Source organism: Paraburkholderia sp. BR13439 (assembly GCF_040948805.1).
GTDB lineage: Bacteria > Pseudomonadota > Gammaproteobacteria > Burkholderiales > Burkholderiaceae > Paraburkholderia > Paraburkholderia youngii.
Genome location: NZ_JBFPKN010000021.1, coordinates 65,188 through 91,236 on the forward strand (window position 1 = coordinate 65,188; position 26,049 = coordinate 91,236).

26 protein-coding genes are annotated in these 26,049 nt (G+C 64.2%); 15 read left to right on the top strand and 11 right to left on the bottom strand.

What is annotated here, in order from left to right:
- The first annotated feature begins 13 nt into the window (after positions 1-13).
- Positions 14-2,494 (top strand): FAD-dependent oxidoreductase, encoded by a 2,481-nt coding sequence (locus AB3X96_RS32300; RefSeq protein ID WP_368592839.1) that lies wholly within the window; start codon positions 14-16, stop codon positions 2,492-2,494.
- Between the two features lie 105 nt (positions 2,495-2,599).
- Here AB3X96_RS32300 and AB3X96_RS32305 read toward each other — a convergent pair whose 3' ends face one another.
- The 4 genes from AB3X96_RS32305 to AB3X96_RS32320 all read right to left on the bottom strand — a co-directional run bounded on the left by AB3X96_RS32305 (position 2,600) and on the right by AB3X96_RS32320 (position 5,219).
- Positions 2,600-3,010: a BON domain-containing protein gene (locus tag AB3X96_RS32305; protein WP_368592840.1), complete on the bottom strand. Its 411-nt coding sequence runs from the start codon at positions 3,008-3,010 to the stop codon at positions 2,600-2,602.
- Entirely contained in the window at positions 3,003-3,407 is a 405-nt protein-coding gene (locus AB3X96_RS32310; protein ID WP_368592903.1) for a pyridoxal-dependent decarboxylase, read from the bottom strand. The genes AB3X96_RS32305 and AB3X96_RS32310 overlap by 8 nt, the downstream gene beginning before the upstream one ends.
- 151 nt (positions 3,408-3,558) lie before the next feature.
- Positions 3,559-4,506, bottom strand: a complete 948-nt coding sequence (locus tag AB3X96_RS32315) for a pseudouridine-5'-phosphate glycosidase (protein WP_368592841.1) — start codon at positions 4,504-4,506, stop codon at positions 3,559-3,561.
- A gap of 50 nt (positions 4,507-4,556) precedes the next feature.
- The gene (locus tag AB3X96_RS32320) at positions 4,557-5,219 is read right to left on the bottom strand and encodes a dihydrofolate reductase family protein (protein ID WP_368592842.1); all 663 of its coding nucleotides are present in this window, start codon (positions 5,217-5,219) and stop codon (positions 4,557-4,559) included.
- Between the two features lie 236 nt (positions 5,220-5,455).
- Here AB3X96_RS32320 and AB3X96_RS32325 point away from each other — a divergent pair, with 236 nt between their 5' ends.
- Together AB3X96_RS32325 and AB3X96_RS32330 are read left to right on the top strand one after the other, a co-directional pair.
- Entirely contained in the window at positions 5,456-5,965 is a 510-nt protein-coding gene (locus tag AB3X96_RS32325; RefSeq protein WP_368592843.1) for a DUF1269 domain-containing protein, read from the top strand.
- Between the two features lie 130 nt (positions 5,966-6,095).
- Positions 6,096-7,223 (top strand): aminotransferase class V-fold PLP-dependent enzyme, encoded by a 1,128-nt coding sequence (locus tag AB3X96_RS32330; protein ID WP_368592844.1) that lies wholly within the window; start codon positions 6,096-6,098, stop codon positions 7,221-7,223.
- A 79-nt stretch (positions 7,224-7,302) separates the two neighbouring features.
- Here AB3X96_RS32330 and AB3X96_RS32335 read toward each other — a convergent pair whose 3' ends face one another.
- Positions 7,303-7,701, bottom strand: a complete 399-nt coding sequence (locus tag AB3X96_RS32335; protein ID WP_368592845.1) for a VOC family protein — start codon at positions 7,699-7,701, stop codon at positions 7,303-7,305.
- A 443-nt stretch (positions 7,702-8,144) separates the two neighbouring features.
- On the opposite strand from AB3X96_RS32335, the gene AB3X96_RS32340 reads away from it, so the two are divergent.
- The 3 genes from AB3X96_RS32340 to AB3X96_RS32350 are packed head-to-tail and all read left to right on the top strand — an operon-like array spanning position 8,145 to position 10,433.
- Complete coding sequence (locus AB3X96_RS32340; protein ID WP_018436703.1) at positions 8,145-8,483, top strand: P-II family nitrogen regulator; 339 nt, start codon at positions 8,145-8,147, stop codon at positions 8,481-8,483.
- 26 nt (positions 8,484-8,509) lie between these two features.
- Entirely contained in the window at positions 8,510-9,922 is a 1,413-nt protein-coding gene (locus tag AB3X96_RS32345) for an ammonium transporter (RefSeq protein WP_176111851.1), read from the top strand.
- A 19-nt stretch (positions 9,923-9,941) separates the two neighbouring features.
- Complete coding sequence (locus AB3X96_RS32350) at positions 9,942-10,433, top strand: hypothetical protein (protein ID WP_368592846.1); 492 nt, start codon at positions 9,942-9,944, stop codon at positions 10,431-10,433.
- 32 nt (positions 10,434-10,465) lie between these two features.
- Here AB3X96_RS32350 and AB3X96_RS32355 read toward each other — a convergent pair whose 3' ends face one another.
- A complete protein-coding gene (locus AB3X96_RS32355; protein WP_368592847.1) occupies positions 10,466-12,007 on the bottom strand; it encodes a hypothetical protein in 1,542 nt (513 codons plus the stop codon).
- Here AB3X96_RS32355 and AB3X96_RS32360 point away from each other — a divergent pair.
- Positions 11,889-12,245, top strand: a complete 357-nt coding sequence (locus AB3X96_RS32360) for a hypothetical protein (RefSeq protein WP_368592848.1) — start codon at positions 11,889-11,891, stop codon at positions 12,243-12,245. The genes AB3X96_RS32355 and AB3X96_RS32360 overlap by 119 nt on opposite strands.
- Positions 12,246-12,589: 344 nt before the next feature.
- Here the strand turns inward: AB3X96_RS32360 and AB3X96_RS32365 are convergent, their stop codons facing one another.
- Positions 12,590-14,530, bottom strand: a complete 1,941-nt coding sequence (locus AB3X96_RS32365; RefSeq protein WP_368592849.1) for a sigma-54-dependent Fis family transcriptional regulator — start codon at positions 14,528-14,530, stop codon at positions 12,590-12,592.
- A 439-nt stretch (positions 14,531-14,969) separates the two neighbouring features.
- Here AB3X96_RS32365 and AB3X96_RS32370 point away from each other — a divergent pair, with 439 nt between their 5' ends.
- The 6 genes from AB3X96_RS32370 to AB3X96_RS32395 all read left to right on the top strand — a co-directional run bounded on the left by AB3X96_RS32370 (position 14,970) and on the right by AB3X96_RS32395 (position 21,784).
- On the top strand, positions 14,970-16,025 hold the full coding sequence (locus AB3X96_RS32370; protein ID WP_368592850.1) for an ATP-NAD kinase family protein: 1,056 nt from the start codon (positions 14,970-14,972) through the stop codon (positions 16,023-16,025).
- An 82-nt stretch (positions 16,026-16,107) separates the two neighbouring features.
- Positions 16,108-17,091, top strand: coding sequence for a thiamine pyrophosphate-dependent dehydrogenase E1 component subunit alpha (locus AB3X96_RS32375; protein ID WP_176111856.1), 984 nt, complete (start codon positions 16,108-16,110; stop codon positions 17,089-17,091).
- A 33-nt stretch (positions 17,092-17,124) separates the two neighbouring features.
- Positions 17,125-18,129 carry an alpha-ketoacid dehydrogenase subunit beta gene (locus AB3X96_RS32380; protein ID WP_368592851.1) on the top strand — a complete coding sequence of 335 codons (1,005 nt, stop codon included), beginning with the start codon at positions 17,125-17,127 and terminating at the stop codon, positions 18,127-18,129.
- Between the two features lie 3 nt (positions 18,130-18,132).
- Positions 18,133-19,242, top strand: coding sequence for an acetoin dehydrogenase dihydrolipoyllysine-residue acetyltransferase subunit (locus AB3X96_RS32385; protein WP_368592852.1), 1,110 nt, complete (start codon positions 18,133-18,135; stop codon positions 19,240-19,242).
- 5 nt (positions 19,243-19,247) lie between these two features.
- Positions 19,248-20,228: a lipoyl synthase gene (lipA, locus tag AB3X96_RS32390; protein WP_368592853.1), complete on the top strand. Its 981-nt coding sequence runs from the start codon at positions 19,248-19,250 to the stop codon at positions 20,226-20,228.
- Between the two features lie 149 nt (positions 20,229-20,377).
- Positions 20,378-21,784, top strand: a complete 1,407-nt coding sequence (locus tag AB3X96_RS32395; protein ID WP_368592854.1) for a DNA-binding protein — start codon at positions 20,378-20,380, stop codon at positions 21,782-21,784.
- Between the two features lie 155 nt (positions 21,785-21,939).
- Here the strand turns inward: AB3X96_RS32395 and AB3X96_RS32400 are convergent, their stop codons facing one another.
- The 3 genes from AB3X96_RS32400 to AB3X96_RS32410 form a co-directional block, all read right to left on the bottom strand.
- Entirely contained in the window at positions 21,940-23,409 is a 1,470-nt protein-coding gene (locus AB3X96_RS32400; RefSeq protein ID WP_368592855.1) for an aldehyde dehydrogenase, read from the bottom strand.
- A gap of 12 nt (positions 23,410-23,421) precedes the next feature.
- Complete coding sequence (locus AB3X96_RS32405; RefSeq protein WP_368592856.1) at positions 23,422-24,459, bottom strand: LLM class flavin-dependent oxidoreductase; 1,038 nt, start codon at positions 24,457-24,459, stop codon at positions 23,422-23,424.
- Between the two features lie 73 nt (positions 24,460-24,532).
- Positions 24,533-24,874 carry an alpha/beta fold hydrolase gene (locus AB3X96_RS32410; RefSeq protein WP_368592904.1) on the bottom strand — a complete coding sequence of 114 codons (342 nt, stop codon included), beginning with the start codon at positions 24,872-24,874 and terminating at the stop codon, positions 24,533-24,535.
- Between AB3X96_RS32410 and AB3X96_RS32415 the strand changes: the two genes are divergently transcribed.
- Positions 24,782-24,973: a hypothetical protein gene (locus tag AB3X96_RS32415; protein WP_368592908.1), complete on the top strand. Its 192-nt coding sequence runs from the start codon at positions 24,782-24,784 to the stop codon at positions 24,971-24,973. The genes AB3X96_RS32410 and AB3X96_RS32415 overlap by 93 nt on opposite strands.
- Here the strand turns inward: AB3X96_RS32415 and AB3X96_RS32420 are convergent.
- Positions 24,966-25,568, bottom strand: a complete 603-nt coding sequence (locus AB3X96_RS32420; protein WP_176125497.1) for an amino acid synthesis family protein — start codon at positions 25,566-25,568, stop codon at positions 24,966-24,968. The two genes, AB3X96_RS32415 and AB3X96_RS32420, sit on opposite strands and share 8 nt — an antisense overlap.
- Positions 25,569-25,721: 153 nt before the next feature.
- Here AB3X96_RS32420 and AB3X96_RS32425 point away from each other — a divergent pair, with 153 nt between their 5' ends.
- Positions 25,722-26,012 (top strand): DUF1330 domain-containing protein, encoded by a 291-nt coding sequence (locus tag AB3X96_RS32425; protein WP_176125498.1) that lies wholly within the window; start codon positions 25,722-25,724, stop codon positions 26,010-26,012.
- Positions 26,013-26,049: the final 37 nt, after the last annotated feature.

The window sequence follows — 26,049 nt, forward strand, 5'->3', positions numbered from 1 at the left end:
GCGAGGTCGCCCGATGTCCACGGAAATCCCAAGCCATGCTCGTGTCGTCATCATCGGCGGCGGCATCGTCGGTTGCTCGGTTGCGTGGCACCTGACGAAGCTCGGCTGGACCGACGTCTTGCTGCTCGAACAAGGGCAACTATCGTGCGGCACCACCTGGCATGCGGCCGGTCTCGTCGGGCAGTTGCGGGCGCAGGAAAGCATGACGAAGCTGATCCGCTACTCGACGAAGCTTTACGCGGAGCTCGAGGCCGAGACCGGCCTCGCCACGGGCTGGAAGCAGTGCGGTTCGCTGTCGGTCGCGCGCACGGCAGAGCGCATGACCCAGCTGAAACGCACGGCGGCAGTCGCGCGCGCCTATGGCGTGGCCTGCGAAGTCATTGGACCGCGCGAGGCCGGTGAACTGTGGCCGGTGATGCGCACCGACGATCTGCTTGGCGCGGTCTGGCTGCCGGGCGACGGCAAGGCGAATCCCACCGATCTGACGCAGTCGCTCGCGCGCGGCGCACGCATGCGCGGCGCACATATCGTCGAAAACGTTCGCATCACCGCAGTGCGGACTCGCCCGGCGCGCCAGGGCCGCGAGGCCTGCGGCGTCACATGGCGTCGCAAGGGCGGCGCCGAAGGTACGCTGCACGCCGATATCGTGGTCAATTGCGCAGGCCAGTGGGCCAAGGCGGTCGGGCGGATGTGCGGCGTCACGGTGCCGCTGCATTCGGCCGAGCACTACTACATCGTCACCGAGCCGATCCCAGGCGTGCATCGCGATCTGCCCGTGATGCGCGATCCGGACGGCTACATCTACTTCAAGGAGGAAGTGGGCGGCCTCGTGATGGGCGGCTTCGAGCCGAACGCGAAGCCGTGGGGCATGGCGGGCATCCCCGAGAACTTCGAGTTCCAGCTGCTGCCGGATGATTGGGATCAGTTCGAGATCCTGATGCAAAACGCGCTCGTGCGCGTGCCGGCGCTCGAAACCGCGCAAGTCAGGCAGTTCTATAACGGGCCCGAATCGTTCACGCCGGACAACAACTTCATCCTTGGCGAGGCGCCTGAGTTGCGCCGCTTTTTCGTGGCCGCCGGGTTTAACTCGATGGGCATCGCGTCGGCAGGCGGCGCGGGCATGGCGCTCGCCGAGTGGATCGTTGCCGGCGAGCCGACTATGGACTTGTGGCCGGTCGACATCCGCCGCTTTGCGCGCTTCAATGGCAACGACACGTGGCTGCACGACCGTGTAAAGGAAACGCTCGGCCTGCATTACGCGATGCCGTGGCCCAACCGCGAGCTCGATACGGCGCGGCCATTCCGGCGTTCGCCGTTGTATGCGCTGCTGCGCGACGACGGCGCGTGCTTCGGCAGCAAGATGGGCTGGGAGCGCGCCAACTTTTTCGCACCGAGCTCCGGGGAAGCGCGCATCGACTACGCCTTCGGCCAGCAGAACTGGCTGCCGTGGAGCGGCGCCGAGCACCGCGCGTGCCGCGAGCGGGTCGCCCTGTTCGACATGAGCTCGTTCGCGAAACTGCTCGTCAAGGGGCGCGACGCCGAAGCGGTGCTGCAAGGCATCGTAGCGAACGACGTCGCCGTGCCGCCCGGCACCACCGTCTATACCGGCGTGCTGAACGAGCGCGGCAACTACGAATCGGACGTGACGCTGACCCGCCTCGCCGACGACCAATACCTGATCGTGACGGGCTCGGCGCAGGCAACGCGTGACCTCGATTACCTGGAGAAGGCGATTGCGCCCGAGCGCCACTGCGTGGTGGTCGATGTCACGAGTCAGTACGCAGTGCTCGCGGTGATGGGGCCGCACGCTCGCGCGCTGTTGCAAAGCGTGTCGAAGGCGGACTGGAGCAACGAGGCGTTCCCGTTTGGCCAGAGCCGCGAAGTCGACATCGGCTACGCGACGGTACGGGCGACGCGCCTAACCTACGTGGGCGAGTTGGGCTGGGAGTTGTATGTGCCGGTCGAATTCGCGGTCGGCGTCTATGAGACCTTGCACGCGGCTGGTAAGCCGTTCGGCCTCGTCAACGCCGGTTACTACGCGATCGAATCGCTGCGGATCGAGAAAGGCTATCGGGCTTGGGGCCGCGAACTTTCGCCGGATTGCAATCCGTTCGAGGCAGGCCTCGCGTTCGCCTGCAAGCTCGACAAGGACATCGACTTTCGCGGTCGCGATGCGCTTCTGCGTCTGCGCGACGCGCCGCTGCGCCGCCGTCTCCTGACCCTGACGGTCGACGGCGCCGACCATCTGATGCTGTGGGGTGGCGAAGCTATCCTGCGCGACGGCAAGCCGGTAGGGGCGGTGACCTCGGCCGCGTTCGGGCATAGCTTGCGATGTCCGGTCGCAATGGCTTTCGTGAACCGCGCCGATGGTCCCGCGGATGCCGCGTGGCTCACGCAAGGCCGCTATACGATCGACGTGGCGGGCGAACAGGTGAGGGCAGCCGTGCATCTGAAGGCGCCGTACGATCCGCGATCCGAGCGCGTGAAGGGCTAGATGCTCCGGCCGTCGATCCAGGCCTTGGAACGGTCCTGCGAAAAGCACCTGTGTCGGCGCCGACGAAACGATTCATGCATTTGATAACAACCGATCGTCAGCTACCTATCCGGCCGATGCCGCGGGACGCTGCTCAATGGCTGCTTCGTCGCTCTCTCGCACGGTCAATCTGTTCCTCACCGACTTGACACCGAGCACCGATCTCGCCGCATTGGCGGCGCGCGAGATCTGCCAGCTCTCCGGCACCGTGCCGGTGAGCGTAACGACGCCGTGGCTCGCCCTGATGTGAATCTTTGAATCATCCATATCCGGTACGCGCCTGAGGGCACGGCGAACGTCGCGAACTATCGAAGTATCCGGCTTGGGTCGAGGCGGCGAGCCCGAGGCCGCCACCTTTTGTGCGACCACGTCGAACGTCGCGCTAAGACCTGGTTGCCCGTTCGCATAGGCCGAGCCACTCGCGATGGCCGCTACTAACGTTGCGCCGATTATTCTGCTCGCATTGCTCTTATTCATGCTGCCTCCGTTGAGTTCTGTCGACCTTGCGGTTCAAGACAGAAAGATGGGGCGCGGCTCCGCCGTTCATAGCGTTAAGCATACCAACACTGAGGTAGCGACCCTGCGCGATGTTTTGATCGATCAGACGGCCGAACTTCTCGACACCATGCTCTTTCAGAGCCATCCAGACTTTGAGCGCGCGGAAACCTCTGGAGGTCTGCAATCCATACTCATATAACCAGGGAGCCGAAGCAATTCCACGCGGTGTGGGTTGCAGATATTCCGGAGTCAGCGCGAATGCACGTCGATGCGCAGCGGCGTCGCGAACGAGCGCGCAAGTCTCCCAGTGCCCCGGTGAAGTTGCTTGCGCCCATATACCAAGACCACAAGCGAGGATGTATGTTGCCCAGTGGATAGGGCATCAAATTGTCGCCAAGCTCGTGATAGATGGCGTTTTCGCGAAACACCGGTTCATACCGCTCCATTCCGAGGCTGTGCAGCCATACGGCGACGTCCACGAGCCCTCCTGACAGGGAGGTTTCGAATCCGTCAAAGATAGCACGCGGTTACACCGCGCCCGCCCCGCGCTTCGAGCGTGCCAACGCCAGCGCCAGCCTTGCGCCGACCTCGGCATTGTGTTTTACGAGCGCGATGTTTGTCGCCAGGCTGCGCCCGCCTGTCAACGCCTTGATGCGCGCCAGCAGGAAGGGGGTGACGGCCTTACCGGTGATTCCTTGCGCAGCGGCCTCGTCGAGCGCCTGCCGAGTCAGCGCGTCGATCTCTTCGGCCGACATCGCTGCCGCTTCCGGCACCGGCGTGCTCAACACCACACCGCCGTCGAGCCCCAGGTCCCACTTGGTGCGGATGAACCGTGCCTGCTCCGCCGCGTCGTCCAGCCTGAAGTCCGCGCGAAAGCCGCTGTCACGCGTGTAGAACGCCGCAAAATTGTCCTGTTCGCAACTGAGCACCGGCACGCCGTGGGTTTCCAGGTATTCCAGGGTGAGCCCGATGTCCAGGATGGACTTCGCACCGGCGCAGATCACCGCGACCGAGGTCTTCGCGAGTTCCTGCAGGTCGGCCGAGATGTCGAAGGTCTCCTGGGCGCCTCGATGTACGCCGCCAATGCCGCCGGTGACGAAGACCTCGATGCCGGCCAACGCCGCGCAGATCATCGTGCCAGCCACGGTCGTGGCGCCCAGGCCGCCACCGGCCAGCACCGCCGGCAGGTCACGGCGGCTGACCTTATGCACGTGGTCGGAACGGCCGATCATTTCCAGTTCGTCGTCCGAAAGGCCGATGTGGATTCGCCCGCCGATCAGCGCGATAGTCGCGGGCTCGGCGCCCGCGTCACGGATCAACGCCTCCACTTCGCGCGCGGTGCGAACGTTCTCCGGGTAAGGCATGCCATGCGCGATGATGGTCGATTCCAGCGCCACGAGCGGGCGACCGGCGGTCTGCGCAGCGGCCGCAGGCGCGCTCCAGGTCAACCAGGAGCGTGCAAGGTTGGCAACCATGTCGATCCTTTCGGGGGGCGATTCACCGAAGTATGCGGTACGAGACCGGGTTAGGCGTCCGTGTGTCCCTGGCGCCTTAAAACGACATGCGTGGCTTTGTCCGACGGTACGAATTCAACGCATTCGTACCCCAGAGCCCGCAAGTCGACCCCTTCGAACAGCGATTCTCCCCGGCCGAGCAGGACCGGCGCGATGGCAATGTGCAGTTCGTCGACGAGGCCCTCGCGGAGATACTGCCGGATTGTCTGCGGCCCACCGCCGATCCGCACGTCCATTCCGGCAGCGGCCTCGCGGGCGCGGTCGAGCGCCTCGCGAATGCCCCCTGTGATGAAGTGGAACGTCGTGCCGCCTTTCATCTCGATCGGGGCACGCGGATGATGGGTCAGGACGAAGACCGGGACGTGATACGGCGGACTGTCTCCCCACCAGCCTTTCCAGTTGGTGTCCGGCCACTCCCCACGAATTGGGCCGAACATGTTCCTGCCAAGAATCCAGGCCCCGACATTCTCAAAGCCACGGGCGGCGAAATCATCGTTGACGCCGGTCGTACCGCCGTCGTTGCCGAACAAGGCCCGCTGGAACGTGCGGGTTGGGACTAGCCACTGATGCAATTCCGTCCCGCCAACGCCGAGCGGATTGTCAATGTCCTGATTCGGCCCTGCACCGTATCCGTCGAGCGAGATGGTGAAGCCCTGAACGCGAACGCGTGTCATCGTTTCCCTCCGATTGGACGCCTAACGTAATGTGGACTGTAAATCAGCATGGTTGCCGGAACTACGCGAAATTGTCGGGCAGCAGATTTATGCTTAACCATACGTGTTTAAGAGAATTTCCTGAATTCGTAAGGTGGCATACAGCAGTGATCGTCCGCCCACAGTATTGCCTGCGGCAGGCGTACGATAAACAGCATCGTCCCGTTGTCGGGGGGCTTGATTGATGGAGGATCGAGATGAGACGCCTTTATTTCCTCGCACCCGACACGACGACGGCGAAGGCGATCGTAGACGACTTGCTGCGGTCGCGGATCACATGGCGGCATATCCATGTTCTCGCGAATCACAGTGTCGCACTCGAAGAGTTACCCGAGGCAACTTTGCTGCAAAGCAGCGACGTCGTGCACTCCCTCGAACGCGGCGTGGCGCTCGGCGGTGCGACCGGAGCGCTCGTTGGCCTCGTGGCGCTGGCGTTTCCTCCCGCGGAGCTCGCCATTGCGGGCGGAGCCGTCGTCGCATTGACGTTGGCGGGAGCCGGCTTCGGGGCCTGGACGGCCGCGATGATCGGCGTCGGCGAACCGAACGCACAACTCGAGCGTTTTCGCGGCGCCATACGTGACGGCCAGTTCCTGATCATGGCCGACGTGCCTGGATCGCGAGAACAGGAGATCGAGCAGATGGTCGCGCAGCACGTACCGAAGGCCGATCTGGAGGGCGCGGAACCCACCACACCGATCTTCCCGTGAGCAGCGGCTGAGACGAGGCCATCGGCGTCGGCCGGACGGGTAACGGAGGCGTTTCCGCCGATGCCGCTGCGGGCAGCTTTCGTTAGAATCTGTTTTCGATTCTTTTACTCGTCAATTACTGGAGGCGAACGTGCCAGGTTTACTTCCCGATGTCGACCGCGAGGGACTCCTCGAATATTCGGTCGTGTACACCGACCGATCGATCAATCATATGTCGGAGCTCTTTCAAGGCGTCGTACGCGATATTTCCGGCACCCTGAAAAAAGTCTACAACGCAAAGTCGGCCGTAATCGTCCCGGGCAGCGGCACGTTCGGCATGGAAGCCGTCGCCCGGCAGTTCGCGACGAACAGCAAGTGTCTGGTCATCCGCAATGGCTGGTTCAGTTATCGCTGGTCACAGATTTTCGACATGGGCGGCATTCCGTCCGAATCGATCGTGTTGAAGGCGCGTCCGGTCGGCCAACAAAGGCAGGCCCCCTATGCACCGGCTCCGATCGAAGAAGTGGTCGCCGCGATCAAGGAGCACAAGCCGGATCTGGTGTTCGCGCCGCATGTGGAAACCGCATCCGGAATGATGCTGCCCGATGCCTATATGCGCTCGGTGTCCGACGCCGTGCATGCGGTCGGCGGCATGTTCGTTCTCGACTGCATCGCCTCCGGCACGATCTGGGTGGACATGCAGGCCAGTGGCATCGATGTGCTGATCAGCGCACCGCAAAAAGGATGGAGCGCGTCACCTTGCTGCGCCATGGTCATGCTCAGCCCGCTCGCCCGCGAACGAATCGACGCGACGACCAGCACCAGCTTCGCCTGTGATCTTCGCAAGTGGCTGCAGATCATGGAAGCCTACGAGAACGGCGGGTTCGCGTACCACGCCACGATGCCGACGGACAGTCTCGCGACGCTGCGCGACGTCATGAAGGAAACCGAAGCATATGGCTTGGACAAAGTGAGAGCCGAGCAGCTTGAACTCGGCAAGCGCATTCGTTCACTGCTGAGTGACAAAGGCTTCAAAAGCGTGGCGGCCGAAGGTTTTCAGGCTCCGGGCGTCGTGGTCTGCTATACGGACGATGACGGCATACGATCCGGCAAGAAGTTCGCCGATGCCGGTTTGCAGATCGCGGCCGGCGTTCCTCTTCAATGCGACGAGCCTGAAGACTTCAAAACCTTCCGCGTCGGATTATTCGGCCTGGACAAACTGCATGACGTCGAGGGTTCGGTCGCCAGGTTCGCCAAGGCGCTGGACCGTATTGTCTAGAGCGTCTTTCCGAAGCACGTGCGCATGGCTCGCCTTCGCAGCCGCATCGGCGGGAGCACTCCGGAGCCTGCCGGAATAGCTATGCGCACTCTGGATCGTGACAACACACGCAAATCTTGTTTCCCTCTGGGTCGCGAAAATACGCCCCGTAATAGTTCGGGTGATAGTGCGCGCGCAAACCGGGAGGGCCTTCGCAAGAACCTGAATTTGCCAGCGCGGTAGCGTGTGCGTTGTCGACTGAACGACGATCAGGCGCAAGCAATGCCGCCATCTGGCCGTTCCCGTGTTCTGCGGGGTTGCCATCATATGGCCTGCCGATAAGGAAAAGCGGACGCGGCATACCCACGGCCATCCAACCAGCCCACGGTCTATCTGGCTCGCAAAACTTCAGTTGATGTCCCAACTCGCTCATGACAGCCGAATAGAACTTCAACGCGCGGTCAAAGTCATTCACCCCAACGAATACATGCGAAATCATCCTGCTACGTTCCTGTTCGAGAGTCGCGATGTCTGTTCACGTTAGCACGCGGAGTTGCGCTCGACCAATCAGGCGTCCGCGAGTGCCGCGCCTGCGAGTGGAAAACCTGGAAGCTTCGATTAATGAATCTGTAATAGCAAGCGACAGAACCGTGCACGCATGCCCCATATTGGACGGACAACAGGAAAGCGCGCTCGCGCATGGTGCCAGGGTACATGCCGCATACCATGAAGAAGCCTTCTGACAGTCCCGCCATTCAATCCCGCTCCGTCTCTCACGGCATCCATCTGATCGCCGAAAACCCAACGCGCGGCTTCTCCGATAACTCTCCCGCTCCAATACGGTTCGTGCGAATGGCATGACAGTTGCTTTGAACGTCCCCGCGCGCTGAGCCACCGTCAACGGCGGCCAGCATCGGGATGGGCGATCAACGGAGAGGCAAATTGAAACTAATAAGTGCGGTCATCAAGCCATTCAAGCTAGATGAGGCTCGTGAAGCCTTGTCATCGCTTGGCGTCTCTGGAATCACGGTAACGGAGGTCAAGGGCTTTGGGCGTCAGAAGGGCCATACCGAGATGTATCGGGGCGCGGAGTACGTCGTCGATTTCCTGCCGAAAGTGAAGATCGAGGTCGCCGTCCCGGATGACATCGTCGATCAGGCTATCGAAGCGATCGAGCGTGCCGCGCGCACTGGAAAGATTGGTGACGGCAAGATCTTCGTAACATCGATCGAGCAGGTGATCCGGATCCGCACCGGCGAGACCGGCGCCGACGCCCTATAAAGACACTGGGATAAGAGGAAAGAGAGATGCGCAAACTGTTGATGACTTTGTTGATGGCGGGTTCGTTGCTCGCGGGCGGGCTGAGCCCCGCATTCGCGCAAGACGCCTCGGCACCCGCGGCCGCCTCCGTGCCGGTCGCGCAAGCGTCCGCGGCTCCCGCGGCGGATGCCGCTGCATCGGCGCCGGCCGCGCCGACCGCACCGTTCTCGGTCGATTCGTCGAAGATCAACTCCGGCGACACCGCGTGGATGCTGACTTCCACCGCGCTGGTGCTGTTCATGACGATCCCGGGCCTCGCACTGTTCTACGGCGGCATGGTCCGCAAGAAGAACGTGCTCGCGACGCTGATGCAAAGCTTCGCGATCACCTGTCTGGTGACGATCGTCTGGACCGTGGTCGGCTACAGCCTCGCGTTCACGCCGGGCAACTCGTTCATCGGCGGCTTCTCGCGCGTGTTCATGACGGGCATGAACTACATCAAGGGCGACAAGGCCACGACGCTGACCGTCAGCCATCTCGCGCCGACGATCCCCGAGACGGTCTACTTCGTCTACCAGATGACCTTCGCGATCATCACGCCGGCGCTGATCACCGGTGCGTTCGCGGACCGCATGAAGTTCTCGGCGATGCTGGTGTTCATGACGCTGTGGTCGATCATCGTCTACTCGCCGATCGCGCACATGGTGTGGGAACCGAGCGGCTGGCTGGCGACCGCGGGCATCCTCGACTTCGCGGGCGGCACGGTGGTGCACATCAACGCGGGTATCGCGGGTCTGGTCTGCTGTCTGGTGCTCGGCAAGCGCGTCGGCTACGGCAAGGAGTCGATGGCGCCGCACAACCTGACGCTGACGCTGATCGGTGGCGCGATGCTGTGGGTCGGCTGGTTCGGCTTCAACGCGGGTTCGGCGGTAGCGGCGGACGGCCGTGCCGGCTTCGCGATGTTCGCGACACAGGTGGCGACCGCCGCGGCGGCGCTCGCGTGGATGTTCGCCGAATGGGCGGCCAAGGGTAAGCCGTCGGTGCTCGGTATCGTGTCGGGCGCGGTCGCGGGTCTGGTGGCGGTGACGCCGGCGTCGGGCTTCGTCGGCACGGTAGGCGCGCTGGTGATCGGCATCGTCGCGGGCGTGGTCTGCTTCTGGTCGGCCACGTGGCTCAAGCACAAGCTCGGCTACGACGATTCGCTCGACGCGTTCGGCGTGCACTGCGTGGGCGGGATCATCGGCGCGATTCTGACGGGCGTGTTCGCGGTCAAGGACATCGGTGGCGCTGACGGTGACGTGCTGCTGCAACTCAAGGGTGTCGCGACGACGCTGATCTACAGCGGGGTGGTTTCGTTCGTCCTTCTCAAGGTAATCGACGCAGTGATGGGCTTGCGCGTTGCCGAAGAAGAAGAGCGCGAAGGACTGGACCTGGTGCTGCACGGCGAGGCGGTCGAATAACGGTTGCGCCGCGAATGGAGTGGGTGCGACGGTCACGGTCGGTCGTGGCCTGGCGCTGACAGCGCTCAGGCCACGGACCGAAGCCGGAGCTCACTTCGTACTTGAGGGCATGCGGGTGTCTGCCCCGGGTGTCTGCCCCGTAGGCGCCCGTATTGCCGAAGTTCGGCCAGACGAGCAAGGAGGTCTTAGCGGCTTCGAGCAACCGGATTTCCGCCAGCCAATGAAAAAGGATAATCAGCAGCATATTGCGGTACTGGTTGTTCTCATATCCCAAATCGCCTTTCTGGCAATGTTCGCATTCGCTGAGCATGTCGTCAGGCATAACAAATGGATCGCCGCAGGATTTGGATTCGACCTTTTATTCGGGCTGATTCTGTCGGTCGGTTTTGTCGGGACCTGGCGCGCGCGCGCTATCGATTCAGATTTTCTCGGCCTTCTTCTGGCCAATCCGGTCGAACTGGCTGTCGTTATTGCGACCGCCGGTCAGTTGGTGGCCATTCTCCTTGTTTAAGCCGATCGGAAAGTGCGCGTCGCAACATATGCTCAGCTATCGGCATGGCTCGCGATAAAGCTCGCGAACGCGTTATACGGAAGCGCAAGCGCCGTGCCGTTGATCATCAGGCCGTAGGTGGAGTCCCCGCTATCGAGCTCGTAATACATCGCCGATTGGATGTTCTTCGTCTTTCTCGCCTGATAGTAAGTGAGCAGACGCGAGCTGATGTAGTTGGCCCGGTACGCCTCGCTCTTCTCCGGCCCCGTGTTCCATTCCGAGATCACAAAGGGGACGCCATAGCGGGCCTTGCAATAGGTGGGCAAATCGAAGCCCGGGCCGGACCCGTCGGTGCCGATGTCGAAGATGTCGCCGTACACCTCGTAGTTGTGCCACGTAGTCAGGTCCCACCTCACGGTCGGATGGCCGCTCGTGCCATCGGGCTGCTTGCCATCCCACAGAGCGTCGGACGCGCCGATATCAGCAACACAAAAGTTGACGCCGCACTTGGCATCCGCCTGCACCGACTTCACGCCGTCGATCATGCCGCGCATCGCACCGCGCATCAGCGGCCAGTTCGCATTGTTGAAGTCGACGACGCTCGTTCCCGCGCTGGTGGAGTCGAGAATGATCCCGTTCGCGCGCGTCAGTTCGTTACCGCATTCATACATGGTCACGCCGTGGGGTTGCAACGCCGACGCGACAGTCACCGCGCAATTGAAGCCCCGCGTATAGGCCGCCGCTTCACTCGTGAACAGGTTGCCGTTGCCGTCGTAGATGCCGACGTCGATCAGCACGAAAAGAGTCAAGCCCGCCGGCTGGAATGCTTGCGCCAACGCCAGGACCTTGGCGAGTTGCGGTGCGTAGTCCGTACAGCTGAGCCGGTACGTCGAGCAGCCGAGGGCTTGCATGATCGATACGATCTGTGACGTCGAATACAGGTAATCGTAATGCCCGTTGATACCGTGAAACGAGCCGGCTGGCGCCGCGGTCGCGATGCGCGGATCGCTGCACGGCAACCATTGATCCGCATCGCCGCATACATAGAACTGACCGCCGGTCGATTGTGCCCAGAACTTGCCGCCGTACCACAGCAGCAGCGCCGCATTCGACATCGTGCCGATGGCATTGCGATTGCGATACACGACGCCGTTCACCACGGTCCATATCGAGCCGGCCTTGTCGATCAGATACGTCGCGGGCGGGATCATCGCGCCGTCGACCGAGGTGCCGCCCAAACGCGGGTCGTTGCACGCGAACCATGTCGTCCCATTCCATCCGTAGAACTGACCGCCGGTTCCCTCGTGATAGATCGTGCTCCCGTACCAGAGGATCAACGAAACGTTGTAGGTGTAGCCCGCCGCGACGCCGTTCCTGTAGACAGACCCGCCGACCAGGGTCCACGACGCGTTCTGACTGTCGATGATTACCGTCGCCGGCGGGATCGTCGTGTTCTGTGGCGAAGCGTTCGAAGCGTTGCCGGGCGACCCCGAGTTCGGGTCTGATGCTGAGCCGGAGCTGTCGCCCGAGCTCGCGCCGGACGTGTCGGCGGGTCCCGTTCCATTCGATGGCGCCGGCGAGGAGCCGTTCGCCACTGTGGTCGCGCTACCCGTCGAGGGCGCAATACTCGCGGTGGTCGTGGCCGTCGTGCCCGTCGAGGCCGCGATTCCGGAGCTTGCCGTGCCGGTAGAGGGTGATGCCGCGGTGCCCGACGGACTCGCGGAATTGCCCGTGGAAGAACCGCCGGCATCCGGCGTACCGCTACCACCACCACCGCCGCACGCGCTCAATGCGACAGTTCCGCCGAGCGCGGTAAGACAGCCAAGAAATTGACGTCGTCCAATCATGACAATAGCGCGGGCTGCCGCGAGGCGGCCCACGAGAAAATCTGGAGAGAGAGGGGGAGTCCTGCGGGTCGCGAGTGCGTCGCGTGAGCCGTTCAGGACATGCGATGTGCGGTAGTGGATGGTCTTTCGTTGCGACCGATCACTGAGTCCGGCAGGTCATGCCTGTCTGTCGGCATGAATTGCGCGTGGGAGCAGGGGGGTGCGGAAATAAAATCTTTTCGCTCGCAATGGACGAACTGCGGAAAGATTTCACTCGCTGGATGCAGGCGTGGGAATCGGGCGAGGTGTGGGCAGCGGCGGGCTCGGACCCCCGCCGCCTTTCGCGGCCGCCTATAAGCGATGCGGTCCGACGATGCCCAGCCGCGCGATGCGCCGGTACAGCGTCGCGCGCGATATGCCCAACGCCTGCGCGGCGGCGTTAGGCCGCCACTGGCAACGCGTGAGCGCCGCGACGATCCGTGCCCGCTCGTCGTCGGCGCTGACCGGCGACGTGGAGGCCGCCGCGAGAGCCGGCGTCGCGGCGGGCGCGAGTTGCGCGGCAAAGTCTGGCGACACATGCCGCAACTCGACGCGGGCCGAATCGCAAACCGCGCACGCATAGCGCAGCACGTTGCGCAACTGCCGGATATTGCCGGGCCACGAGAAGGCGGCAAGGCGCTCGGCGAATTGCGGATCGAGCATCAGCACATGGCTGGCCGCCAGTGCTTCCTCGTTGAACACCGTATCGATCACATCGCGGATGTCGGTGCGCTCGCGCAGCGGCGGTATCCGCAGCGTCGCGCCGCTCAGTCGATAGTAGAGATCCTCGCGGAAGGATCCGGCATCGACCATCTGCATCAGATCCCGGTGCGTCGCGCAGATCACGTCGATATCGACGCGCACTGGCGTATCGCCGCCGAGCGGCACCACTTCGCCCTCGGCGAGCACGCGCAGCAGGCGGGTTTGCAGGCCAAGCGGCATGTCGCCGATTTCATCGAGAAACAGCGTGCCGCCATGCGCGAGCGCGATCTTGCCGCGCGCGCCGCGACTGCGCGCGCCGGTGAACGCGCCAGGCGCATAACCGAACAGCTCGCTCTCGATGAGCGGCTCCGGAATCGCGCCGCAATTCACGGCGACGAACGGCCGCGTGTGCCGCGAGCCCGAGTCATGCACCGCGTGCGCGAAGACCTCCTTGCCGACACCGGTTTCGCCGAGCAGCAGAACCGGCAGCCGCTTGCCGGCAATCCGCAAGGCGACTTCGGCGTTGCGCGCGATCCGTTCGTCCGAGCTGTGCAGAAAGCGGCTCATTGCGCCGATGCTGCCATCGGCGTGCACATCGCCCGGCCGTGTCGTGACGAACGGGCGGGCCGCGCGTCTCATCGGCGCGCGAATGCGCGCATACAGCATCGCGCCGGTCGCGCGCAGCCGCAGCGCCACGATCATGTCGGTGCGCGCTACGTCGTGCAGACGTACCTCGGACGTGTCGAATATCTCGTCGATGTGGCGCGGACCGTCGAGACCCGCGATGCTCTCATGCGCCTTGCGGTTCGCGGCGGCGATGTTGCCGCATTCGTCGAATGCGATCAGCGCTTCGGGCTGCGCTTCGACGAAATGGCGGCTTTGATGGCCGAACAGCACCCAGTGCTGCGCGGTCTGGTTCAGGAAGTAGCCGTCCTCGATCAAACTCGCGCTTTGCCGCACCAGCTGAAACACCAGCCCCTGGCTGTCGCGGTTGTCCGGCGATCGGATCGCCGAGGCATCGAGCACGCCGATCAATTCGCCGGTCGGCGCGAAGATCGGCGAAGCGCTGCACGTGAGCGTCGTGAACGCGGCCCGGAAGTGATCGGTCTTGTGCACCGTGATCGGCGCGAGATCGGTGAGCACGTTCGCGATGCCGCATGTGCCTTCTTCGCGCTCGGACCAACACGAGCCGATATGCAGCCCCGCATGCTTGAAATCGTTGCGCCGGTCGCGGTCGATCCGATAGTCGATCGTGACGCCGTGCGCATCGGACAGCATCACGCAATAGTCGGCGACGCGGATCATTTCGTGCAGCCGCGTCAGGCACTGGCCCGATGCGCGCAGAAAGGCTTCCTCCTTGCCCTGGACTTCACGCAGCTCGGCGGACGACAGCACGCGCGGGCCGATCACGGAGCTGGGGTCGAGCCGGTACTGCTCGTACGAGCGCTGCCACGACGACACTAGGCGCGGCGAATTCGCTGGCGCGGGCAAGCGTCCTTCGATGGCCCCGCGTACGCGATCGACGTGCTGCGTTTGAGAAACATAGGGCATGGCCGGCTCCAGGCGAGCGACACCGAGTAAGGCGAGTCCCTGTCTTGTAGCACATCCGCAACGAGCAATCACATTGCGGCGCAGCACTCGAGGCGCGTGAGACGAACGTCTCAGAGGCTGGCGAGACGCTGGTCGCATCGCGCAAACCCTTGTCTGGCGCGGTGCCGCGCAAGCGTCGCGGCGTGTGTCGAGCCTCGCGCCTCGTCGCGAAGCGCGCTCGTGAGACACAGTGAACTGCGCGGCGCAGGTCGGATGAAAGCGGCCGTGAACGCGGGCCCCGCGTCTGCCCTTTGAATACAACGCTTCCGGCGCGTGCGCACGGCGCGCAAGCAACTGGCCCGACCTTTGCAGTATCGCTGGCAGACGAAAGCAAACGCGACAGCAAGCGCGCTTCACCCCAGCAAGTCGGCTTCGCAACTCGCGCACCGGAGACAAGCCAGTGTTATCGCCCATCACCGTCGGCGTGATCGCGAACCCGGCATCGGGCCGTGATATTCGACGCCTCACCACGCACGCTTCGGTGTTTCCGACCGCCGAGAAAGCGAACATGGTCGTGCGCCTTCTCGCGGGCCTCGGCATGTTCGGCGTCGCTCGCGTGCTGACCTTGCGCGACCGCACCGGGGTCGCCGCCTTGGTGCTGCGTGCGCTCGAAACCCATGCAGCCGTGGCCGAGCCGCAGCCCTGGCCGAAGGTCGAATTCCTCGAACTGCCGATCACGGACAGCGCGGCGGACACTCACGCGGGTGTCGCGCGAATGGTCGGCTTGGGTGTCGACTTGATCGCGGTGCTCGGCGGCGACGGCACGCATCGCGCGGTGGCCGCGCATTGCGGCGACGTGCCGCTGCTGACGCTGTCGACGGGGACCAACAACGCGTTTCCAGAACTTCGCGAAGCAACGGTGGCGGGCCTCGCGGGCGCGCTCGCCGCTTCCGGGCTCGTGCCGCCCGAGGTCGCGCTGACGCGCAACAAGCGTCTCGTGGTCCGCTGCGTCGCGGGCCCCAACAAGGGGCGCGAGGAAATCGCGCTGGTCGATGTGTGCGTGAGCCGGCAGCGGTTCGTCGGCGCGCGGGCGGTCTGCGAGCCGGCGGATCTCGAAGCGCTGTTTCTGACGTTCGCGGCGCCGGATGGCATCGGCCTGTCGTCGATCGGCGGCGCGTGGGCGCCGGTCGAGCGCGGCGCGCCCTACGGGCTGCATCTGACGTTCGCGCGTGCGGGCGAATCCGGCGTGCCGATCTTCGCGCCGCTTGCGCCGGGCCGTGTCGATCAGGTGACGATGCGCACCTGCGAGCGTTTCGAAGCGGGTTGCTGGACGCCGCTGCATACCGAACGAGGGACGCTCGCCTTCGACGGCGAGCGCGAGATCGAGCTCGAACGCGACGACCGCTACGAGATCGCGCTCGACTGGGCGGGACCGCTCACGGTCGATGTCGGCCGCACGCTGCGCTTTTGCGCGTCGCGGCAGTTGATGCGCGAAGCGGCGACACGTCGGAGCTAATCAACTCAGGAGGAAGCCAACGCTGGAAGCAAAACCGGCTGAAGTAGCAGTGACCATCGAGATCATTCCCAGGAGACACACCATGTCTGTTTCGACGCAGTTGAGCAAGGAAAAGCTGCTGGAAGCGTACCGGATGATGCGCACGATCCGCGAGTTCGAGGAGCGTCTGCACGTCGAATTCGCGACCGGCGAGATACCCGGCTTCGTGCATCTGTATGCCGGCGAGGAGGCGTCGGCGGTCGGCACGATGATGCATCTGAACGATGCGGACTATGTCGCGACCACGCACCGTGGTCATGGCCACTGCATCGCGAAGGGTGTGGACGTGCGCGGCATGATGGCCGAAATCTACGGCCGCAGCACCGGCGTGTGCCGTGGCAAAGGCGGCTCGATGCATATCGCCGATCTGTCGAAAGGGATGCTCGGCGCCAATGGGATCGTCGGCGCGGGCGGCCCGCTCGTGTGCGGCGCCGCGCTCGCCGCGAAGCTAAAGAAAACCGGCGGCGTCGGCGTGTGCTTCTTCGGCGACGGGGCGTCGAACCAGGGCGTGATCTTCGAATCGATGAATCTCGCTTCCGTCTGGCGCCTGCCGGCGATTTTCGTTGCGGAGAACAACGGCTATGCGGAGGCGACCTCGTCGACATGGTCGGTCGCGGCCGACAACATCGCCGACCGCGCGAGCGGCTTTGGGATGCCCGGCGTGATCGTCGACGGCTTCGATTTCTTCGCGGTGCACGAGGCGCTCGGCGCCGCGATCGAGCGGGCGCGCGGCGGCGGTGGCCCGACGCTCGTCGAAATGAAGTTGTCGCGCTATTTCGGGCACTTCGAAGGCGATGCGCAAACGTATCGCGCGCCCGGCGAAGTGCAGAAGCTGCGCGACGAAAAAGACTGCCTGAAGCGCTTCGAGGAGCGCGTGGTGCGGGCCGAAATGCTCAGCGCAGACGAACTGCGCGGCATCGATGCGACAGTGAAGCAGTTGATCGACGGTGCGGTGACGGAAGCGAAGGCCGCGCCTCTGCCGACGGCTGCCGACCTGCTGACAGACGTCTACGTGTCCTATCCGTAATTACAGCGCGAACCATTCAATCAGGAGACAGTCATGGCACGGAAGATCACGTTTTCTCAGGCGATCAACGAAGCGCTGAGCCAGGAGATGGCTCGCGATGAAACCGTCATCGTGATGGGCGAGGACAACGCGGGCGGCGCCGGGTCCCCAGGCGAGCAGGATGCATGGGGCGGTGTGCTCGGTGTGACGAAAGGGCTTTTTCACAAGTATCCGGGGCGGGTACTCGACACGCCGCTATCGGAAGGCGGCTTCATCGGCGCGGCGGTCGGCGCGGCCGCATGCGGCCTGCGTCCGGTGGCCGAACTGATGTTCATCGATTTCATGGGCGTGTGCTTCGACCAGATCTTCAATCAGGCCGCCAAGTTTCGCTATATGTTCGGCGGCAAGGCAGTGACGCCGGTCGTGATTCGCACGATGCAGGGCGCTGGCCTGCGCGCGGCCGCGCAGCACTCGCAGATGCTGACGTCGTTGTTCACCCACATACCCGGCCTGAAAGTGGTGTGCCCGTCGACGCCGTACGACGCGAAGGGTTTGCTGATCGAGGCGATCCGCGACAACGATCCGGTCATCTTCTGCGAGCACAAGCTGCTGTATGGCCGCGAGGGCGACGTGCCGGAAGAGTCGTATGCGATTCCGTTCGGCGAAGCGAACGTGGTGCGCGAAGGCGACGATGCGACGATCGTCACGTATGGCCGGATGGTTCACCACGCGACCGACGCCGCCGAAACGCTCGCGAAAGAGGGCATCCAGGCCGAGGTGATCGATTTGCGCACGACCTCGCCGCTCGACGAGGAAACGATATTGGAAAGCGCTGAGCGCACCGGACGCGTCGTCGTGGTCGACGAGTCGAATCCGCGCTGCTCGATCGCGACCGATATCGCCGCGCTGGTCGCGCAGCGCGCGTTCCATTCGCTGAAGGGGCCGATCGAACTCGTGACCGCGCCGCATACGCCCGCGCCTTTCGCAGGCGTGCTCGAAGACATGTATATCCCGTCGGCGGAGAACATCGCCGCGGCCGTGCGGAAAGTAAGGAGCTGAGCAATGCCGATTCACATGATCACGATGCCCAAGTGGGGGCTGTCGATGGAGCAGGGGCAGGTCAACGGCTGGCTGAAGGAGGTCGGCGAAAAAGTCGCGAAGGGCGACGAGATACTCGACGTCGAGACCGACAAGATATCGTCGGGCGTCGAGTGCGCTTTCGACGGCACATTGCGCCGGCAGATCGCGCAGCAGGGCGACACGCTGCCGATCGGCGCGCTGCTCGGCGTCGTCGCGGACGCCGAGACGTCCGATGCCGACATCGATGCAGCCGTCGAGGCGTTCCAGCGCGACTTCGTGCCGGCCACCGCGGATGCCGCGGACGCGGGGCCGCAGCCGGAAAAAGCGCAGATCGGCGGGCGCACCGTGCGTTACCTGAAGATCGGCGACGGCGGCACGCCCGCCGTGCTGATCCACGGCTTCGGCGGCGATCTGAACAACTGGCTCTTCAACCATGCGGATCTCGCCGCGCACCGCGCGGTGTGGGCGCTCGATTTGCCAGGGCACGGCGAGTCGGGCAAGGCGGTCGACACGGGCAGCCTCGACGAACTGGCGGACAGCGTGATCGCGTTTCTCGATGACCGGGGTATCGAGCGCGCGCATCTGGTCGGCCATTCGATGGGCAGCGCGGTGTCGCTGACGGTCGCCGCGAAGGCGCCCGAACGGGTCGCGTCGCTGGCCTTGATCGCGGGCGCGGGGCTCGGCGACGAGATCAACCGCGAGTACATCGAAGGCTTCGTCGCGGGCACCAGCCGCAACACGCTGAAGCCGCATCTGGTGAAGCTGTTCGCCGACGGGTCGCTGGTCACGCGGCAACTGGTCGAAGACATTGTGAAGTACAAGCGGCTCGAAGGCGTGAACGACGCGTTGCGCAAGATTGCCGCGTCTGCGTTCGAAGGCGGGGTGCAAAGCCGCGTCTATCGCGACCGGCTCGACACGCTCGCGCCGCGCACGCTGGTGATCTGGGGGGCGCAGGACCAGATCATTCCGGCCGCGCACGCACAGGGGCTGCCCGCTCAGGTGCGCGTGCACGTGATCGACGGCAAGGGGCACATGGTGCAGATGGAGGCTGCATCGGACGTGAACCGCCTGCTCAACGAGTTCTTCGGATAACCGCGATGGGCGCCGCTTCTCATACCGACAGCGTCACGGCGCTTGGCCAGCATGGCAAGCGCAATCGCGACAAGCTCGCCCGCATTCCGGTGAAGATCGTGCCGGCGGACCATGCGGCCGTCTTGCCGAAGCCGCCCTGGCTGCATGCTCGGCCGATGATGAGCGAAACCGTCGCGGGCATGGCGGCGGTGCTGCGCGAGCACAAGTTGCATTCGGTCTGCGAGGAGGCGATGTGTCCGAACATCGGCGAGTGCTTCGCGCAGCGCACCGCGACATTCATGATCATGGGAGGGATCTGCACGCGGCGCTGCGCGTTCTGCGACGTCGCGCATGGCCGGCCGCAAGCGCTCGACGAGGACGAGCCCGCGCGGCTCGCCGACGCCGTCGCGGCGCTGGGGCTGCGCTACGTGGTGATTACATCGGTGGACCGCGACGATCTGCGCGACGGCGGCGCCGCGCACTTCGCGCGCTGTATCGCGCTGGTGCGCGAGCGCGTGCCGGGCATTCGCGTCGAAATCCTGACGCCGGATTTTCGCGGGCGAATCGAGCACGCGCTCGATGCGCTGTCCGGCGCGTGGCCGGACGTCTTCAACCACAACATCGAGACGGTGCCGTCGCTGTATCGGGCGGCGCGGGCAGGCGCGGACTATCGCGGCTCGCTCGAACTGCTGTCGCGAGCGAAACGCCAGAACGCGGCGGCGTTGACCAAATCCGGCCTGATGGTCGGCCTCGGCGAGACCGACAGCGAACTGCTCGCCACGATGCGCGATCTGCGCGCGCACAACGTCGACGTGCTGACGATCGGTCAGTATCTCGCGCCGTCGCGGTATCACATGCCGGTACGGCGATATGTGCCGCCTGCGACTTTCGACATGCTGCGCGATGAAGGTTTGAAGATGGGGTTCGTCGAAGTAGTGGCGGGGCCGCTCGTGCGCTCGTCGTATCACGCGGATCGGACGCCGCAGGGCCACGCCCCAATCCCGTGAATACCTCCCCGTAACCTCGGCTTTTCGACCGATTGGCCGCCAGCCAGGTAGCCGACAATTGGTGGCTATACGAGGCGAGTCCCAGCACGCGGCTGCCTCCCGGACGACGAAACGGTATTCGTCACCACGTGCACTTTGTCGAGGCAGACATGTCAAGCAACATTACGATCACGGACGAACTCGTAGCTGAAATCGCAAACCGGATGGCCGACGAGGGCCAGAAGGTGTCTCCCGTCGCCATCTGGTCCGAAGTCCATAGCGGTTCGGTGGTCGCGGTGTCCGCGGCATTGCGCAAATGGCGCGAAACGCGCGCCGCGCGGGTGCCGCAGGTCGTCGAACGTCCTGCCTTGCCGGAAACCGTGACGGACACCATGCGCGAAGCGCTCGACCGGCTGTGGACGTCGGCGCAGGACGAAGCGGAACGCTCAGTGGCGCGACGCCTCGCCGCGATGCGCCAGCGTGTCGAGGATGCCAGCAACGAGCGCGACGAAGCGCTCGCCGAACTGCAAACCACCGTCCAGGAACTCGATGCGCTGCAGGTCCAGCTGGACAAGATGACCAGCGCCTACGACGAGAAGGTCGATGCCGTGGCCGGGCTGGAAGAGGACATCGCGCTCGCGGTGCAACGCACCGACGCGGCCGAGAAGCGCGCGCAGGAGCTTGCCGACCGCGTTTCGCACCTGGAAGCGGAACTGGAGCGCGCGGAACAGGCCGCGCAGCGTGGAGCGATTGCGGGCGACGAGAGCGATGCCGCGGGCGAGGGCGCGGCGGCGAGCGAGTCGGCTGAGTCGGTAGTCGAAAGGCCGGCCGGCGAAGCAGAGCGCGCGGCGCTGGAAGCGGAGCATGCCGAAGCGGTCGCTCGTCTTCAGAGCGAGCTCGAAGCGATTCGCGCGCAACTGCAGGCCGAGCAGGAAGCGCATGCGGCCCGACGCGAAGAGGTCGAGGGCGCGCAGGCCGAACGGGATGCCGCCGCGCTCGAGTTGCAGAATGCCCAGACGCAAATCGCCAGCCTGAGCGACGAGCGCGATGCGGACGCTTCCGAAATCGCGAGGTTGTCGGCCAGCTTGTCCGAAGCGCAGCAGCGTGCCGACGCGGAGCAGCAGCGCGCGGCCGAACTGGCCGAAAGCGCGGCGGCCGCGAGCGAGAAGGCCGAGGACGCGGAATCGGCGTCGCCGGCGGGGGGCGACTCGCAGGAACTCGAGGCATTGAAGGCGCAGATGTCGCGCGACGCGCAAGCGCATGCCGCAGCGATTGCCGAGGCGCGGGAGACCGTCAGGAAATGGTCCGACTACTCGAACGCACTGAAGCAGCAGCTGACTCAGGCGAATGAAAAAATGATGGTCGTCCTTGCCCGCGGCGCGGGCGAAGCGACCTTGAGCCGCCGGCTTTCCGCTGAACTCGGTCGGGTCGAGCCGGAGCATGAATTGCTGCGCAAGGAGATCCAGCAGCAAGTGATCGTCGAAACGATCACCGCTCACCTCGAGAAACAAGGCTACCGCTACGACGAGCAGACGGGGGCGGTGTCGAAGCTGAACACCGAAAGCTCGCCTGCGTGACAATGGTCAGAACGCTGTTGTGGTTCGACGGGTTTTTCCTAGTGTCTCCATCTTTGTCGCACAGGCGTGCGCCATGCCACGTTCGATGGACGTGACATGGCGTTGCCCTCTACGTCTTTGAAACGGTGCAGCGGGGAATGGACCGCGCGCTGGACTCAGCGCATCACGAACGGATCGCTGATCGGCTCGTCCGAGGTGCGCAGCCATACCGACTTCGTCGTCGTGTATTCGAGCGCCGCGGCCATGCCGCCTTCGCGGCCGTGACCGGACAGGCCGAAGCCGCCGAATGGCACCAGCGGAGACACCGCGCGATAGGTGTTGATCCAGACGATCCCCGAGCGCACGCGCTTCGACACGCGATGCGCGCGAGTCAGGCTGGTGGTGAAAATGCCCGCGGCGAGACCGTAGGCGGTGCTGTTCGCCTTGTCGATCGCTTCCTGCTCGGTGGTGAACGTATCCACCGAAAGCACCGGCCCGAACAGCTCCGTCGTAATGCTGTCGGCGTCGCTCACGCCGGTGCAGTCGAGAATCGTCGGCGCATAGTAGTAGCCGTCGCGCTCCAGCCTCTTGCCGCCGGCGAGCACCCTGGCGCCCTGGCGCACCGAGTTCGCGACGACCTTCTCGATGTTGCGCAGTTGCCTCTCGGTGCAAAGCGGCCCGTATTCGGTCGTCATCTCGTTGGGCGAACCCACGCGTATGCGCGACACGCGCTCCACCAGCAGGGCGAGAAACCGCTCTTTCACGGAGGCTTCGATCAGCAGCCGCGAGCCCGCCACGCAGCTTTGGCCGCTTGCCGCGAAGATGGCCGCGACCTGCGCGTTCACGGCGCTCTGGATATCGGTATCGGCGAACACGATGAAGGGCGACTTGCCGCCCAGTTCCAGCGACACCTTCGCGAGATTGTTCGAGGTGTTCGACACGATGTGCCGCGCAGTTTCCGGGCCGCCCGTGAAGGCAACCTTGTCGACCTTCGGATGGCTGCTGAGCACGGCGCCGCATTCCGGCCCGAAGCCGGTAATCACGTTGACGACGCCCGGCGGGAAGCCGGCCTCGTGCACGAGCTTCGCGAATTCGAGCAGCGGTCCTGGGGCTTCCTCGGACGCCTTGAGCACGACCGTGCAACCTGCGGCGAGCGCCGGCCCGAGCTTGACGGCGGATAGGAACAACTGGCTATTCCACGGCACGATCGCGGCGACCACGCCGACCGGCTGCCGTTCGAGCCAAACCTGCATGTCCGGCTTGTCGACGGGAATGCTGCTCCCTTCGAGCTTGTCGGCGATGCCGGCGTAGTAGCGGTAGTACTCGGCGACGTAAGCGATCTGGCTGGACGTCTCGCGAATGATCTTGCCGGTGTCGTTCGTTTCAATTTCAGCGAGTCGCGGCGCAGCCTGTTCGACGAGCCCGGCCAGCTTGTAGAGCAGCTTGCCGCGCGCCGACGCGGTGAGGCCGGCCCACGCGGAATCGGTGAGCGCGCGGCTGGCCGCCTCGACCGCGCGGTTGACCTGCTCCGTGCGCGCTTCGGGCATTTGCGCCCACGCTTTGCCGGTGGCCGGGTTGACGCTCGCGAACGTGGCGGCGCCGGGTTCGAACTGTCCGTCGATATACAGCTGAAAATGCGAATCCATGGCGTCGGCCCCTTACCGGAATGCAGGCATCACGTCGTTGATCATGCGTTCGAGCGAAGCCTTCTTGCGCTCGAAGCTCATGCCCGTATCGATCCAGAACGAGTACTCGTCGAAGCCGAGCGCCTCGTATGCCCTCAGGCGCGCAATCACTTCCTCGGGCGTGCCGATCACGTTGTTCTTGCGCATCGCCGCGGGCGTGTAGAACGGATGAGCAGCGATCTCTTCCGGGCTCAGCGTCTTGATCATGCCGCGGCTCACCGGCCGCTCGTTCTTGAACCATGCACCGAAGTAGTTGTAGAAGGTGTTCACTTCGTCGGCCGCGATCTGCGCGTCGTTTTCGCTGCTCGCGACATACGTGTGACGCAGCAGCATGATCTGCGGGCGCGGCAGGCTGCTGAACTTCTCGCACGCGGCGTTGAAGTGGCCAACCAGCTTCTCGACCTCTTCGTCGCCCAGATGCAGCGGCGTCACCTGCACGTTGCAACCGTTGGACACCGCGAACTCGTGGCTGTTCGGGTCGCGCGCGGCCACCCAGATCGGCGGGTGCGGGCGCTGCAGCGGCAGCGGCGAAGACGTCGTGGAAGGGAATTTCCAGAATTCGCCTTCGTGCGCGTAATCGCCTTCCCAGAGCTTTTTCACGGCCGGGATCAGTTCGCGCATGCGTTGACCCGCGCCCCACGCGTCGAGCCCCGGATGCAGGCGTTCGTATTCGAACGAATACGCGCCGCGCGCGATGCCCAGCTCCAGGCGGCCGTTCGAAATGATGTCGGTCATCGCGGCTTCGCCGGCGAGCTTGATCGGATGCCAGAACGGCGCCACCACCGTGCCGGTGCCGAGCCTCACGTGCTTCGTCTTGTTGGCGAGGTCCGCGAGATTGATGAACGGATTCGGCGCGATCGTGAAGTCCATGCCGTGGTGCTCGCCGGTCCAGACGGCGTGCATGCCGCCGCGATCGGCAATCTGGCAAAGCTCGACCATTTCGTCATACAGCTGCTTCTGACTGGTCTGTGCGGAGACGCGCTCCATGTGAACGAAGAGGGAAAATCGCATGATGTGACCTTTCAGGAATGAAGCGGGCGGACTGTGCCGTTGCTATGGTCGCCGAAGTACAACCCGTAGCTCTTCAACTGGCTTTCCTTGCGGTAGCGGTGCAGCATGCTGGCCACGGCGCTGTCCTGCAACGCTTGCGTGTCGATGTCGTCGAGGCCGATGAATTCGCCCGAAGCGTCAGCCGAAGCGGCGAGTTCATCCGGCGCGCTGCACAGGAACGAGATGTACTGGTATTGGGTTTCGGTGTTGTTGTAGGCCGAATAGATGAAGCTTGCCGATGCGTCGGGCTGGTACTTCTCGCCGCTGCCCACTCGACGAACTGTTGCAAGCCGGCGCCTGGCTCGAGCGGATCGCTTCGACCGTGGCCCGGCATATCGACCGAGATCACCCGGAACTCGGACGACAGCCCTTCGATCTGCGGATACCACGCGAGCGCCTGCATGCCGACGCCGTGGATCAGGACCAGCGGTTCGCCGCTGCCCTGCTCCAGATAGTGAGCGACGCGCTTATTTGACAGCTGCAGGGTTCTTGACGTCATTTCCGAGCTCTGCGAGGTCTTTGTAGCGATCGCCAATGCGGTGATGCGGACGGCCACCGGTAGCGGCGCCAATCGCGATCACGAGTTCGTCCGCGGCCGGCGCGTCCGCAATCGCAAACTGCAGCGTCAAATAGTGCGAACGGCGGCCTTCGTCGTTCTTGTCCATCATCGGGATCAGCAGCGGCGCGTTGGCGGGGCCGCGCGTGTTGTTGAACGCCAGATACGACTTCGCGCCGACGGCCGAGCGATACGTGTTGCCGAAGTGCAGCGTGTGGATCAGCGCGGACGCATGCTCGATCTCGCCCGCAAGGCCGACGATCGCGCTCTTGCCGAACGCTTCGACCGCTTCGCCCGAACCGGCTTCGTCGATGATCAGCCTGGTCAGGTGCTCGCTCAATTGCGGCGCGAGCGCACGAATCTCCGGCGACAGGTCTTCCACATAGCCGCGGCCTGCCCACGGGTTCTTGATCACGGCGGCCGCGCCGATCATTTTCAGCGGCTTGGCGGCGACCTTGTCGCCGTCGACGAAGACGGTCTCGACATGGAGGATGGACTTGCGAATCAGGCTCATGGCGGCTTCCTGCGTGGGTTGGATGTGTGAGTCATTGTGGTATACCATGTTACGGCATGCCATGAGTGTTAACCCGGGGCGCCGTGGAAGCCGCGTCCGGTGACGAAGCGGCAGCTATGGCGCAAACCATTCTGGATTTAAGAAGGAGGAGATATGGCTGCATATTGGATCGCCCACGTAACCGTGCTCGATGCGGCGAAATACAAGGGCTACACGGACCTCGCACCGCAGGCGTTCAACAAGTACGGCGCGGTGTTTCTCGCCCGCGGCGGCGCATCGGAGGTGCTGGAAGGCGAATCGTTCGAGCGGCACGTCGTGATTCGCTTCAGGGACATGCAAACGGCGCTCGACTGCTATCACTCGCCCGAGTATCAGGCCGCCAAACAGAAGCGCGATGGACATTGCCGGGCACAGATCACGATCGTCGAGGGCCTGGGCGGCTGATTGCGCCCTCGTCTGCAAGCCTGAACGTCAGATAAGT